Below are 15,291 nucleotides of genomic sequence, written 5' to 3'. Positions count from 1 at the left end.
CAACAATGAAGCAAGTGTCCCATAAAATATTATCCATTTCGATGGCTTTCGTAGTGATGTTCTCTACAATGTCATTTACCGTGGATATGCACTATTGTGGGGAAAATTTGGTCGATTTCAGTTTATTCTCAAAGGCTGAAGGTTGTGGAATGGAAAAAGCGCAACCCGTAAAAAGTTGTGAGAATCCTAAAATGACTGAAAAATCCTGTTGTACTGACCAGCAAATAGTCAAGGAAGGCAAGGACGACCTTAAAATATCTTTTGACACGCTTTCATTCGAGCAGCAAACGTTCATCGCTGCTTTTACCTTTTCTTATATAAACCTTTTTGAAGGAACCGAATCTAAAGAAGTTCCTTTTGAAGATTACCCGCGACCCTTTGTCAAACGGGATGTGCAAGTGCTGCACCAGACTTTCTTAATTTGATTTGTTAGATTTTTAGAATGAAGCCCAACAGCTACGCTGTAGTGGGCTAAAACTCGTGTTTACCATTATTTGCAACACGCAATTCCAAAACTCTAATAATCAAATGCCATGCTGAATAAGAGCATTAAATTTCTCATAGAAAACAAACTTGTTGCCGTTCTACTTCTCGTCCTATTTGTGGGTTGGGGCGTGGTCAATGCGCCTTTTAATTGGGAAACTGGCTTTTTGCCAACAGACCCAGTTGCCGTAGATGCCATACCTGACATTGGCGAGAACCAGCAAATTGTTTTTACTAAATGGCAAGGCCGCTCGCCACAGGATATAGAAGACCAAATCACATATCCGCTTACCACTTCCCTTCTCGGTATTCCAGGGGTGAAAACCATCCGTAGTTCTTCAATGTTTGGGTTTTCCAGCATCTACATCATTTTTGAAGAAGACATTGAGTTCTACTGGTCACGCAGTCGCATACTTGAAAAGCTGAACTCACTTCCTGCAAACCTTTTACCTAATGGTGTTAACCCATCATTAGGGCCAGATGCCACAGGATTAGGACAGATATTTTGGTATACGTTGGAAGGTCGTGATAAAGATGGCAATGTAACTGGCGGTTGGGATTTACAGGAATTGCGTAGCATACAGGATTACTATGTAAAGTACGGGCTATCATCTGCAAGTGGTGTTTCTGAAGTGGCTTCCATAGGTGGTTATGTTCAGGAATATCAAGTGGATATCGACCCAGAAAAAATGCGCCAATATAATGTGAGTATGGGCGATGTAGTCAAAGCCGTAAAGCAGAGCAATCAAGATATAGGCGCACAAACGCTCGAAATCAATCAAGCCGAATATCTTGTTCGCGGATTGGGTTATGTAAAGTCTATCGCAGACATTGAAAGTGCTGTTGTATATTCTGAAAATTTCACTTCCATCCGTATCAAAGATGTCGCTAACGTTCATTTAGGCCCAGCTACTAGGCGTGGTATTCTCGATAAAGAAGGTGCCGAGGTCGTCGGTGGTGTTGTAGTCGCTCGCTACGGTGCAAATCCGCTGGAGGTTATTAATAATGTTAAGGCTCAGATTGCAGAATTAAGCTCTGGACTTCCCACCAAAACCTTGGCAGATGGTCGCACTTCACAAGTAACCATCGTTCCATTTTACGACCGTACAGAACTTATAGAAGAAACGTTGGACACGCTCAACGAGGCACTTACGCTGGAAATTCTTATAACTATTCTCGTCATTATCATAATGGTATTCAACTTGCGCGCGTCCATCCTTATTTCAGGATTATTGCCCGTAGCCGTTTTGATGGTTTTTATTACGATGAAGCTCTTTAATGTAGATGCAAACATAGTTGCCCTTTCAGGTATTGCCATTGCCATCGGTACAATGGTGGACGTGGGCGTCATACTTGCCGAAAATATGATACGGCATTTAGAAGATGAAAAATTACGCTTTCGCGAAAGCGGAATAGCATTCACAACAAATGAAATCTTTTACAACGCAACTGCGGAGGTCTCAGGAGCTATCCTGACTGCAGTTTTAACAACGATTATCAGTTTCCTTCCTGTATTCACTATGATTGGTGCGGAAGGAAAATTATTCCGACCGCTTGCCTTTACCAAAACAATGGCGCTCTCAGCATCGCTTATCATTGCCCTTTTCCTGATTCCGCCTTTTGCAGCATTCCTTTTTCGTAAGACAAACATCAGGAAACGTTCAAAGCATTTATTGAATGGAGTCCTTGCGGTATTGGGTGTGGCTGCATTTATTTATGGCTATTGGTTAGGTTTGATTCTCGTGGCATTTGCGGCTTGTGGCTTTTTCTTTTTACTCAAAGCGAGAAAAGAATACCAGCTACATATTTATAAGTACAGCTTCACGCTGAACCAGAACATCATAAATATTATTATTTCGGCCACAGCGATTGTGCTGCTTCTGGCAGAATACTGGCGACCATTAGGTTTTGACCGCAGCATCGTGATGAACTTAATATTTGTTTCCATCATCTGTTTTGGGTTGCTGGCCGTGTTCTCAATTTTTAGAATCTACTATGAGCGCATCTTGAGATGGGCACTTCAGAACAGGTTTCTATTCTTGATAATTCCCACCACTGTGCTCGTGCTCGGTTTCATTATTATGCGTAATACGGGCAAAGAGTTTATGCCAGCACTCAACGAAGGTTCATTTCTTTTAATGCCTACATCCTTGCCGCACGCAGGTGTTGAAGAAAACAAGCGTGTACTACAACAGCTCGATATGGCTGTGGCAAGTATTCATGAAATTGAAACCGTAGTGGGGAAAGCTGGAAGGACAGAAAGCGCACTGGATCCAGCACCATTATCGATGTATGAAAATATGATTCAGTATAAATCTGAATATATGCGCAACGAATCTGGTAAGCGACAACGCTATGAAGTTAATGACGACGGCCTGTTTGTACTGAAAAACAACAAATTCATCATTAACCCAAACAATGAGATAGATGAAGATGTGAACTATGGAAAAGATTCGCTCAAGACTACTGCCACAAGCAATGATTTGATTGAAGATGAAGATGGCGAATACTACCGAAACTGGCGACCAGAAATCAGCAGTCCAGACGATATTTGGAACGAAATTGTACGAGTGACCAAATTACCAGGCGTGACATCGGCACCCAAGTTGCAACCCATCGAAACCCGATTGGTAATGCTACAAACGGGAATGCGAGCACCGATGGGCATCAAGGTAAAAGGTCCCGATTTAAAATCGATAGAAAACTTTGGACTTCAACTGGAAGACATCCTAAAACAAGCTGAAGGCGTTAAGGAACAAGCCGTTTTTGCAGACCGAATCGTGGGCAAACCGTACTTGCTCATAGATATTAAGCGAGACCAATTGGCTCGTTACGGCATATCTATAATGGATGTGCAGGAAATCCTTCAAGTGGCGGTTGGTGGTATGCCACTCACACAAACTGTGGAAGGTCGTGAACGCTATGCCGTTCGGGTTCGTTATCCACGAGAGCTACGGGCAAACCCAGACGACCTTAAAAACATCTACGTACCCGTAGAAAAAGGCAGTCCTGTACCGCTGGGTGAATTGGTTGAAATTCGATACGAACAAGGACCACAAGTCATTAAGAGTGAAGATACTTTTCTAATTGGCTATGTGCTGTTTGATAAACTCGATGGCTTTGCAGAAGTAGATGTGGTAGAAAATGCCCAAGCACTCATTCAGCAGAAAATAGATAATGGCGATTTGGTCGTACCACAAGGAATCAGTTACCGATTTACAGGAACGTATGAAAATCAATTACGGGCAGAAAAAACGCTATCGGTAGTTGTGCCACTTTGTTTGCTGGTCATTTTCTTGATTTTGTATTTCCAGTTCAAGTCGGTTTCTACTTCTCTTATGGTTTTTACTGCCATTGCTGTAGCCTTTGCAGGTGGTTTCATTATGATTTGGTTATACGGTCAGGATTGGTTTTTCAACTTCAGCTTTTTTGGCGAGAATCTACGGGACTTGTTCAATATGAAAACCATCAATTTAAGTGTGGCTGTTTGGGTAGGATTTATCGCCCTTTTTGGTATCGCCACAGATGATGGTGTGGTAATGGCCACCTATTTAGACCAATCCTTCAAAAGCAATGAGCCAGATTCTCAAAAAGGTATAAGGCTCGCCACTTTGGAAGCGGCTGGAAAACGTATCCGTCCGTGTTTGATGACAACCGTAACCACAGTTTTGGCACTACTACCAGTACTCACATCCACAGGAAAGGGAAGCGATATAATGATACCGATGGCGATTCCCATTTTTGGTGGAATGATAATCGATGTTACGTCCTATTTCTTACTGCCAGTCTTATACAGCTGGAAAAAGGAATACCAACTTAAAAGAGCAAACAGATGAAGAAATTAAAATATATACTCGTGTTTTTGTTTGTTTCCGCTTTCGCGAAAGCGCAACAATTACAATCCTACATTCAGGAAGCCGCAGCCAATAATCCAGAAATCCAAGCCTTTGAATTGCGGTACAACATCGCCGAAGAAAAGGTAAACGAGGCCAACTGGATTCCTAATACTGAATTCAGCGCTGGGTATTTTGTGAGTGAGCCAGAAACCAGAGTGGGCGCGCAACGAGCACGCATAGGTTTTAAACAGATGTTGCCTTGGTTTGGGACAATTACTGCAAAGGAAAATTATGCCTCTTCCATGGCAGATGCAGAATATGTGGAAGTCACTATCGCAAAGCGTAAGTTGGCTTTACAGGTCGCTCAATCCTATTACATGTTATACTCCATAAGAGCTAAGCAAAAGGTACTTGACGAGAATATCCAATTGTTGGAAACCTATGAGCGACTAGCGCTCACATCAGTAGAAGTTGGTAAAGCCAGTGCGGTCGACGTTCTGCGATTGCAGATACGACAAAATGAGCTACAGCAACAAAAGGAAGTGCTGGAAGAAGAGTTTGTAGCTGCACAAATTTCATTCAATAACCTGCTCAACCAGGAAGAAAACACTTTACTTGAAACTCCAATTATGATGGAGATCCCGACCGATGATCTTGTCTATAATATGGACAACCTGGTGCTCAATCCTGAGTTGCTCAAGTACGATAAACTTTACGAATCTGTAACCCAATCGGAATTACTCAATCTACGGGAAGCGCAACCTATGTTTGGATTTGGCGTGGATTATTTGCCAGTAACAGGAAATGACAACTCGATGTTTAGCGATAATGGAAAGGACGTTTTGATGCCTATGGTGACAATGACGATTCCCATTTTCAACAATCGGTATAAATCCATCACAAAGCAGAATGAATTACGCCAACAAGAAATAGAATTTCAGAAAAGCAATCAATTGAATGTGTTGGAATCCGCTTTCGCGAAAGCGAACTCCCTACGAAATCAAGCCAAGATAGCATTCCATACGCAAGAAAAAAACCTGAAACAAGCTCGAGATGCGGAGCAGATATTAGTCAAGAATTACGAGACAGGCACCATAGATTTCAACGATGTGCTGGATATTCAGGAACTGCAACTCAAATTCCAGATGAATCAGATAGCATCGATCCAGATGTATTATGAGCAGCAAGCCATGATGAACTACTTAATAAACCAACCGTGATCAAGGATTTCTACATAAAAAACATGGTGTGCAACCGTTGTATCAAGGTGCTTAAAAATGAAATTGAGGCGCAGGAAATACGTTTGATTGAGATTGAGTTGGGCCGTGTACAATTGGATATTGAAAATGAGGATCAACTCAAGGTTTTAGAAAACATCGTCATCAACAATGATTTTGAGATTATCGATTCGGCAGAAGATAGGATTACCGAGCAGGTCAAGATTCAACTATTGAAAATGCTGGAAGATTTACCGCTTGACATGGATGGGAAACTGTCTGATTTATTGATGCAGAAAATGAATCAGGACTATTCCAAAATAAGCAAGGTTTTTTCATCCACCGAAGGTATTACGATTGAGAAATATTTCATCAAACTGAAAATTGAAAAAGTCAAAGAACTCATCCAGACACAGCAACCAAATTTTACTGAAATAAGCCAAATGTTGAATTATAGCCATATCAATCATTTGAGCGGTCAGTTTAAAAATCAGACGGGAATGAGCTTGACAGCTTATAAATCCCAACAGAAAAATTTTAGGAATTCCTTGGACAAAATTATGTAGATAACAACCATAATTATGACACAAGCTGTTGATTTACAGCGGTAATTTTATCAAAATAAAATTAAATACTATGAAATATAAAATCACATTACTTCTAACGATGCTCATCGCTTTTGGTGCAAAAGCTCAATTGGTAGCGAACGAGACCGAAGAAAATGTTGATAATTGGCCAGAACGTGTTTATGACTTAACCATAGATTATAAAACCGTAAACTTTACGGGTAAGGATGTTCAGGCGATGACCATTAATGGTGGCATACCTGGACCCAATCTTGAGTTCAATGAAGGCGAGTTTGCCATTATAAATGTGACAAATAATATGGATGTGGAAACATCTGTTCATTGGCACGGTTTAATTCTACCAAATTTCTATGATGGTGTTCCATACCTAACAACGCCACCTATTAATCCCGGCGAAACCCAACAGTACAAATTTGCATTAAAACAATCTGGAACGTATTGGTATCACTCGCATACTGGTCTGCAAGAGCAACGTGGTGTATATGGTTCCATCCAAATTAACCCAAAAGAAACTGATTTAGAATACGATAAAGATTTAGTGTTTGTACTATCAGATTGGATAGATGAAAGTCCTCAATCCCAACTTAAAAATCTAAAACGTGGTAACGAATGGTACTTGATTAAAAAAGGACAGGTTCAAAGTCTTGATAAATTAATTGCACAAGGTGCGGTAGGTGCCAAGTTAAAGATGGCGTGGCAGCGTATGCCTGATATGGCAATTTCAGATAATTATTTTGACAAATTTTTTATCAATGGTAGTGCTTCACAGGATTACCCAGATTTTCAGCCTGGCGAACGTGTGAGACTTCGATTTGTAAACGCAGCCGCAGCTTCCTATTTCTGGCTCACATTTGGTGGCGAAGATCCGATGCTCGTATCTGCCGATGGGCTGGATGTCGTTCCAGTACCGCATAACAAAACCTTGATAGGTGTTGCTGAAACCTACGATTTTATAGTGACGATTCCAGAAAATGGAAAACTGCAAGTGCGCGCTACGGCACAGGATGGTTCTGGCGAAGCTTCGGCGTTTATAGGTACTGGAAATGTATTGGAAGCACCTGTAGTTCCAGAGCCCAATCTTATTAAGAATATGAAGCAAATGATGTCTATGGGAATGAAAATGGGCGCACCTGCTTCAAAATTCAACCCATCAAAAAACGATTCCATTCAAGTAATGGAAAAGTATAAAATGGAAATGGGCGGTATGCAAATGGATGGTATGTCTATGAAAGATGAAAAGATGGAAATGGATGGAATGGCGATGGATTCTACCAAAATGGCTCACAATAAAATGGACCATTCTAAAATGGATATGAAGGACGACAAAATGAAGATGTCCAAGACCGAAATGAAGATGAAGAAAGGAAAGGCAAATATGGATATGGATGGTGATATGAAAATGGACGGAATGAAGATGGGCTATATGGTGCCAAAGGATAAAGTAGTAGGTGATAATATGAAAACGGGGGGTAATCCAGAGTTCAATTACAACTATTTACGGTCGCCTGAAAAGACCGTATTTGAAAACGATAAACCCGTAAAGGAAATGCTATTCAATCTTACTGGAAATATGAACCGTTACGTCTGGTCTATCAACGGTGTTCCTCTTTCAGAAACCGATAAGATTAAAATTAAACAAGGCGAAGTCGTGCGTGTTACTCTCAATAATCTCACGATGATGCACCACCCAATGCACTTACACGGTCACTTCTTTAGAGTATTGAATGAGAACGGCGAGTATTCGCCACTAAAGCATACAGTAAACGTGGCGCCAATGCAGAAAGTTGTATTTGAGTTTGCTGCTGACGAAACCGGTGATTGGTTTTTCCATTGTCACATCCTTTATCATATGATGAGCGGTATGGCAAGGGTTTTTAGTTACGATACACCTCGTGACCAGCGTCTAAATGATTATCCACTTACCAACCTTACCAATGAAGCAGACCACATATTTACTTGGGGCGAAATCACGGCTGCGAGTCATATGACCGAGCTATACGCTACCGCAACAAACATTAGAAATCAATTTACCTTTAGGGGCGAATATGGCTGGAACAAAAATCTTGAAGCAGAGTTCACATATGAGCGCTATCTCAATGATTACTTCCGTGTATTTGGTGGTGCAAACGTAGAGAATGAAGGCGAAGACAGCCTTGAAGAAATAAACACGACCGCCATTGCTGGTGTCCGTTGGTTAATGCCATTGCTCATTAATTCAGATTTCAGAATAGATAGCAAACTGCGACCACAGGTAAGTTTCAGTACTGGTTTTATGATTTTCCCACGATTGGGGATTTATGGCGAGTATGAATACCAGATGGATTTTGGCTGGGACGGCAAGTTGCCCGAAGGTCAGGACTTTGAAGAAGAAACCACGTGGCAAGTTGGACTGGAATATGTGCTAAGTAGAAACTTCTCATTAATGGGAAGTTTTGACAACCGCTTTGGGCCTGGTGGCGGACTGTCATTAAGATTTTAAAAATTAAAACTGAATATTAATAAAAACTATAAACTATGAAAAATTCAAAATTGATTGAAGCTTTAAACAACTGTATCACACATTGCAATTACTGCTCAGATGCTTGTCTAAATGAAGACAACATCAAGATGATGGTTGACTGCATTCGCACGGATAGAGCCTGTGCCGAAGTATGTAGCACGACGGTAAAATTGCTGGCTATGGATTCCGCTTTCGCGAAAGCGATGGTAGAAAAATGCCACGAAATATGTAAGCAATGTGCCGATGAATGTGGCAATCACGACCACCAGCATTGTAAAGATTGTGCAGAAGCCTGTAAAAAATGTGCTGATGCGTGTGAAGCCTATTTGGCATAATCAAAACAACAGATTCCCATTTTTAACGAAATGGGAATCTATTATTCTAAAAAATAACCCTTAAAACCAAAATATATGAAAATAGTAACAAGAACGATAGGAACAATGGCACTTGCTGTGACAATGGTACTAACGGTTTCCTGCAAAGATGGAAACAAGAACGAACCGGCTGCACCTATGAGTAACGAGATGCACCAAGAGTCTATGGATGACAAAGACGATATGGCGATGAGTGACAACCAAGATGCAAAAGCAGAAGCAATCCTAAATGACTATTTCAACTTAAAAGATGCGCTTGTAGGCGATGATAATGGCAAGGCGAAAGAATTGGGAAATGCATTGGCTCAATCTCTTAAATCCTTTGATGCTTCAAACTATTCTTATAATGAAAAATCAGAATTAAATGACATTATCGAAGATGCCACAGAACACGCAGAGCATATTTCAGAAAGTGATATTAAGCACCAGCGTGAGCATTTTAAGATATTAAGTAAGGATGTAACCGATATGGTTGCCATCACAGGTACACAAGCGAAACTATACGAGCAATTTTGCCCTATGTATGATGGTGGAACTGCGTGGTTGAGCAAAGAAGAAAACGTGTTGAATCCTTATTACGGAAGCCAAATGTTGAGATGCGGAAAGGTTCAACGAGAAATCAACTAATTGAAGTTTCTTAAAATCATAGCGTGGATTGCCCTTGTGGCATTGGTAGTGATTCAGTTCTTTCCAGTAACCCTGAACGAGAGCGATACCATACCACAAAGTGATTTTATGTTAGTGAATAAAGTACCTGCAACGATTAAAAATCAGTTGCAGGTTTCCTGCTATGATTGCCATAGCAACAATACAGATTATCCGTCGTACAGCAAGATACAGCCTGCCGCTTGGTTTCTGGAAGACCACATCAAGGAAGGAAAGGATGAACTAAACTTTAATGAATGGGACACCTATTCCAGTCGTAGGAAGAACAGCAAGCTGCGTTCCATTATAAAGCAGATAGAAAGTGGCGAAATGCCTCTGGTCAGTTACACACTCATCCACGGTGGTGCACGATTAGATAGTACCGCTGTAAAAGAAATTATAGGCTATATGGAAAGCCTACAAAAAGATTAAGTCCTGATACGGGAAAGTGATTTTTCATTGATGGTTGGTTAGTTAGAACCTTTCTCGTATCAGGCATATTATTGAATAAAAAATGAAACATACATATCACATACAAGGGATGACCTGTAACGGTTGCCGAAATCACGTAGAGCAGACACTTTCAAAAGTCGAAGGTGTAACTAATGCGGTTGTCAATCTCGAAAAGGCCGAAGCGACCATAGAAATGGAATCTCATATTGCCATCGATAAATTTCAAGAAGCGCTGAAAGCTGATGGTGGACGGTATAGCATCCATAAAAATGGGGAACATCATCACATCAACGATAAGAAGAAAGTTGAGAAACCCAAAGAAAAAGGTACAGGAACATTCTATTGCCCGATGCATTGTGAAGGCGACAAGACTTACGATAAGCCTGGCGATTGTCCTGTTTGCGGAATGGATTTGGTTGAAGAAGTTAATCTTTCTGCAACCACATCAGAACAATGGACGTGTCCTATGCACCCAGAAGTCATAAAGGACGAGTCTGGTAGTTGCCCTATATGCGGTATGGATTTAGTACCGATGGAACCTGATTTGTCCGCAGAGGAAAAGAGCTATAAAAAACTACTGAAGAAATTTTGGATTGCCGTAGCCTTTACATTGCCCATTTTTATAATTGCAATGAGCGAGATGATTCCTAAAAATCCTTTGTATGATGTTTTAGAGCTAAAATACTGGAACTGGATTCAGTTTGCACTTTCCATTCCTGTGGTTTTCTATGCCACTTGGATGTTCTTTGAACGTGCCTATCGCAGTATAATAACGTGGAACCTTAATATGTTTACGCTCATCGGCATTGGTGCAGGTGTAGCTTGGCTTTTTAGTGTATTCGGGATGCTCGTTCCCGACTTTTTTCCTGACCAATTTAAGACCGAAGCGGGAACGGTTCACGTTTATTTTGAAGCGGCAACAGTCATTCTAACTTTGGTACTACTTGGTCAAATGCTTGAAGCTCGTGCGCATAGCAAGACTAATTCAGCGGTCAAGGAACTTTTAAAATTAGCACCTAACAAAGCTATTAAGGTCGTAAATGGTGAAGAGCAGGAAGTAGCCATCGATAAAATTGAATTAAATGATATTTTGCGTGTAAAGCCTGGCGATAAAATTCCTGTGGATGGTGTAATAACCGAAGGTGAAACTTCCATCGACGAATCGATGATTACGGGCGAACCTATTCCCGTAAACAAATCAGTAGATGATAAAGTAAGTAGCGGAACAATCAATGGTAACCAATCCTTTTTGATGAAAGCCGAAAAGGTAGGCTCTGATACGCTACTCTCACAGATTATACAGATGGTCAATGATGCCAGTCGTAGCCGTGCGCCAATACAGAAATTAGCAGATACGGTTTCGGGATATTTCGTGCCTGTCGTCGTTATAATCGCTGCCGTAACATTCGGTGTTTGGGCAATTTGGGGGCCAGAACCAGCCTATGTTTATGCCTTGGTCAATGCAATCGCCGTATTGATTATCGCCTGTCCGTGTGCTTTGGGACTTGCTACACCAATGTCTGTAATGGTGGGTGTCGGCAAAGGCGCACAAAATGGTGTGCTCATCAAAAATGCCGAAGCACTTGAAAAAATGGATAAGGTTGATACCTTAATCGTGGATAAAACTGGAACTATTACCGAAGGAAAACCTACAGTTGAAAAAGTGGGTTCTTTTGATGAAAGCTTTCGCGAAAGCGAAGTGCTACAATACATTGTATCCCTTAATAGCCAAAGTGAACATCCTTTGGCGGAAGCAACGGTAAAATATGGAAAAGAACAAAGCGCAGAATTTTTAAAAGCTGATAGTTTTAGTGCGGTTACTGGAAAAGGTGTTGAAGGGAAAGTGAACGGAAAAGAAGTGGCTTTAGGAAATGCCAAAATGATGGAACAGGCGAATGCCACGCTTACCGAAGTGATGGAAAACGAAGCGCAATCCTATCAAAAGCAAGGTAAGACAGTTTCCTATCTAGCCATTGATGGTAAAGTTTCTGGTTACGTGGTCATAGGCGATAAAATCAAGGAAACGAGCGCAAAAGCTATCAAGGATTTGCAGGATAAGGGAATTGCAGTCATTATGCTTACGGGTGATAATCACGACACCGCAAAAGCTGTTGCAGATGAACTGAACCTTGCAGATTTTCAAGCAGGTATGCTACCCGAAGACAAGCTTAAGGAAGTCGAGAAATTACAAGAGCAAGGTAAAGTGGTTGCAATGGCAGGTGATGGTATTAATGACGCACCTGCATTGGCTAAAAGCGATGTAGGTATCGCAATGGGCACGGGAACGGATGTTGCTATCGAGAGTGCCGCCATTACCTTAGTTAAGGGGGATTTGCACGGTATTGTAAAGGCACGTAATCTTAGTCACGTAGTAATGCGCAATATTAAGCAAAACCTCTTTTTTGCACTTATTTATAACACATTAGGAATACCGATTGCGGCAGGACTGCTGTACCCCTTTTTCGGAATACTCTTATCGCCAATGATTGCGGCTTTGGCAATGAGCTTCAGCTCAGTATCAGTAATTGCCAATGCACTTAGACTGCGAACAAAGTCAATTTAATAACTAATTATAAAACCAAAAATTATGAATGCAAACGAACACACAAATTCAGGAAAATCAAAAAATCATTATACGCGCTTTGTAGCGATGCTGGCTTGCTCTTTTATAGCAATGTATATCACGATGTATTTAAATACCTATGAATGGGACCACGTTTGGTTCAGCCTTACGCGTTTCTATATGGTCTGCCTTGGTATCGCAGCTATGGCCATCATAATGTTTGTTGCAATGCGTGGTATGTATCAAAATAAAAAGAAAAACATAGCTATAGTCTTGGGCAGCATCGTTCTATTTGTAGGTGCATTAGGGCTGGTACGCGACCAAAAGTCAACCGTGGGCGATGTACTCTGGATGAAAGCAATGATACCACACCATTCTATAGCAATATTAACAAGTGAACGTGCCGACATTAAAGACCCAGAAGTCAAAAAATTGGCTGAAGATATCATCAAAGCTCAACGTAAGGAAATTGCCGAAATGAAGGCGATGATTGAACGTTTAGAAAACGAAAAATAAGATTATGAATAAGAACATTTTATATATAGCAATAGCCGTAATCGTAGGTTTGGGCGCAGGCTGGCTCATTTTTGGAAATGGGTCAAGTGATTCAAATAAGGATATGTCTGAAATGTCAGACCACGACCGCTCTGGCGAAACCGAAGACCAAATGTGGACGTGTTCAATGCACCCACAGATAATGCAACCCGAAGCTGGCGATTGCCCTATATGTGGAATGGACTTAATTCCTGCCGAATCGAGTGCTGAAGGACTCGCAATAAACGAGATTAAAATGACCGAAAACGCAATGGCGCTGGCAAATATCCAGACCACTATCGTAGGTAATACACAATCCAGCGATGATGATGGTATGATATCCCTTTCGGGAAAAATAGCTGCAAACGAAGAAAATAATACCGTGCAAGCCAGTTATTTTAAGGGAAGGATTGAGCGACTTAATGTTAATTATGACGGTCAGCAAGTAAACCGTGGTCAGTTACTGGCAACCATTTACGCGCCAGACCTTGTCGCGGCGCAGCAGGAATTAATTACAGCTGCATCGCTGAAAGCATCGCAACCAGCGTTATATAAAGCGGTGCGCAATAAACTCAAAAACTGGAAACTTTCGGACTCACAAATCAATGCCATAGAAGAAAGTGGAACGGTGCGAGAAAACTTCCCTATTTATGCAACTGTTTCAGGAACGGTTTCAGAAGTAATGGCAGCACAAGGCGATTATGTTAATCAAGGACAGCCTATTGTGAAGTTGAGCAATCTTAATTCGGTTTGGGCAGAATTTGATGCATACGAAAATCAGATTGCACAATTTAAGGTTGGACAAAAAATCAACATTACGACCAATGCCTATCCCAATAAGGAATTTGAAGGAACTATCTCTTTCATCGACCCTATGCTTAACAATGCCACACGTACAGTAACGGTGCGTGCAACCTTACAAAATCGAGACGACCTATTTAAGCCAGGAATGTTTGTGACAGGTAAGGTAAAAGGTGCAACCCAAACTATGGAAAACACCCTTTCTGTTCCCGCAAGTGCTGTACTGTGGACGGGCGAGCGTTCATTGGTATATTTAAAAACCAATCCTAACGAACCTGTTTTTGAAATGCGTGAAGTAACCTTGGGCAATCGCTCTGGCGAAAATTACCAAGTATCGGCTGGACTGAATAATGGCGATGAAATAGTAACTAATGGAACGTTTACAGTAGATGCTGCTGCTCAATTACAAGGTAAAAAATCAATGATGAATCAGCAAATGATGCAGGATGAATCAGCTATGATGGGCGATATGGAAATGAGTTTCAGTAATAGCTTTAGTACTGAATTCAATAAAGCATTACCATCATATCTTAAAATGAAAGATGCTCTTGTAGCAAGCGATGCTGGTCAGATTTCCGCTTTCGCGAAAGCGACATCAAAAAAATTAAAGGAAATTTCTACATCGGATTTAGGCAAAATGGAAAAGCAACATCTTACCAAAAGTATCGAGATGCTGGATGCCATTGCAACCAATGAAAATCTGGAAAACCAGCGAGCACATTTTGTGATACTTAATGAGAATATCGTGCCTATTGCTATGAACATAGAAAACTCAACAAATTACTATGTCCAAAAATGCCCAATGGCAAACAACAATAAGGGCGCAGTATGGTTAAGTACTGAAGAAGAAATAAAGAACCCTTATTATGGCGATGCGATGTTGACCTGCGGTAGTGTTATTAAATCAATGTAATAATCATTTGCAACACAGTTGCAAAAAAATTCTGTTATCTTTGCATTGTGAAATTTATAGCAATCATACTTTCGTTTTATTTCTTGGCACTTAATGCTGTGCCTTGCAATGATATGAATTATAGCGAGGATGATTCCCAAGTTGTTACGGTAATTGACTTTGATGGCGATCACGACCAAGACTGTGAGTTTTGCTCGCCTTTTTGCCAATGTCATTGCTGCCACGTTCACACTATAAATTTCGGGCTTGTTGCTTTTGAACCCTTACAGCCCGCAATTCCACACCAATATTTTGCCCATTTTGAGAACCTTGGCAAAGATATTCCACATTCCCTTTTACAACCCCCTCGGGTATAATTCAGTTTTTATAGGATAAATACATCCCG

General features: G+C 41.0%; 12 protein-coding genes. All 12 read left to right on the top strand.

Features of this window, described 5'->3' with window-relative positions; translation table 11 throughout:
- The first annotated feature begins 5 nt into the window (after nt 1–5).
- The 12 genes from ABVM50_RS05810 (at nt 6) to ABVM50_RS05755 (ending at nt 15,262) form a co-directional block, all read left to right on the top strand.
- The gene (locus ABVM50_RS05810; RefSeq protein WP_141876715.1) at nt 6–425 is read left to right on the top strand and encodes an HYC_CC_PP family protein; all 420 of its coding nucleotides are present in this window, start codon (nt 6–8) and stop codon (nt 423–425) included.
- Between the two features lie 108 nt (nt 426–533).
- A complete protein-coding gene (locus tag ABVM50_RS05805; RefSeq protein ID WP_309562724.1) occupies nt 534–4,319 on the top strand; it encodes an efflux RND transporter permease subunit in 3,786 nt (1,261 codons plus the stop codon).
- A complete protein-coding gene (locus ABVM50_RS05800; protein WP_141876713.1) occupies nt 4,316–5,539 on the top strand; it encodes a TolC family protein in 1,224 nt (407 codons plus the stop codon). The genes ABVM50_RS05805 and ABVM50_RS05800 overlap by 4 nt, the downstream gene beginning before the upstream one ends.
- Complete coding sequence (locus ABVM50_RS05795) at nt 5,536–6,102, top strand: AraC family transcriptional regulator (RefSeq protein WP_141876712.1); 567 nt, start codon at nt 5,536–5,538, stop codon at nt 6,100–6,102. Before ABVM50_RS05800 ends, ABVM50_RS05795 begins: the two co-directional genes overlap by 4 nt.
- A 70-nt stretch (nt 6,103–6,172) precedes the next feature.
- Entirely contained in the window at nt 6,173–8,602 is a 2,430-nt protein-coding gene (locus ABVM50_RS05790) for a multicopper oxidase domain-containing protein (protein WP_405200358.1), read from the top strand.
- Nucleotides 8,603–8,637: 35 nt separating this feature from the next.
- Nucleotides 8,638–8,958: a four-helix bundle copper-binding protein gene (locus ABVM50_RS05785; protein WP_298350576.1), complete on the top strand. Its 321-nt coding sequence runs from the start codon at nt 8,638–8,640 to the stop codon at nt 8,956–8,958.
- A gap of 75 nt (nt 8,959–9,033) precedes the next feature.
- A complete protein-coding gene (locus ABVM50_RS05780) occupies nt 9,034–9,624 on the top strand; it encodes a DUF3347 domain-containing protein (protein WP_309562722.1) in 591 nt (196 codons plus the stop codon).
- Complete coding sequence (locus ABVM50_RS05775; protein WP_141876708.1) at nt 9,625–10,074, top strand: heme-binding domain-containing protein; 450 nt, start codon at nt 9,625–9,627, stop codon at nt 10,072–10,074.
- Nucleotides 10,075–10,156: 82 nt separating this feature from the next.
- Nucleotides 10,157–12,658 carry a heavy metal translocating P-type ATPase gene (locus tag ABVM50_RS05770; protein ID WP_405200357.1) on the top strand — a complete coding sequence of 834 codons (2,502 nt, stop codon included), beginning with the start codon at nt 10,157–10,159 and terminating at the stop codon, nt 12,656–12,658.
- A gap of 24 nt (nt 12,659–12,682) precedes the next feature.
- The gene (locus ABVM50_RS05765) at nt 12,683–13,174 is read left to right on the top strand and encodes a DUF305 domain-containing protein (RefSeq protein ID WP_141876706.1); all 492 of its coding nucleotides are present in this window, start codon (nt 12,683–12,685) and stop codon (nt 13,172–13,174) included.
- A gap of 4 nt (nt 13,175–13,178) precedes the next feature.
- Nucleotides 13,179–14,906: an efflux RND transporter periplasmic adaptor subunit gene (locus ABVM50_RS05760; RefSeq protein WP_309562719.1), complete on the top strand. Its 1,728-nt coding sequence runs from the start codon at nt 13,179–13,181 to the stop codon at nt 14,904–14,906.
- A 47-nt stretch (nt 14,907–14,953) separates the two neighbouring features.
- Complete coding sequence (locus ABVM50_RS05755; RefSeq protein WP_309562718.1) at nt 14,954–15,262, top strand: DUF6660 family protein; 309 nt, start codon at nt 14,954–14,956, stop codon at nt 15,260–15,262.
- Nucleotides 15,263–15,291: the final 29 nt, after the last annotated feature.

The organism is Christiangramia sp. LLG6405-1 (genome assembly GCF_045055805.1).
Classification (GTDB): Bacteria; Bacteroidota; Bacteroidia; order Flavobacteriales; family Flavobacteriaceae; genus Christiangramia.
Note: the sequence above shows the minus strand (reverse complement) of the source record. Positions and strands in the feature narration are given on the sequence as shown.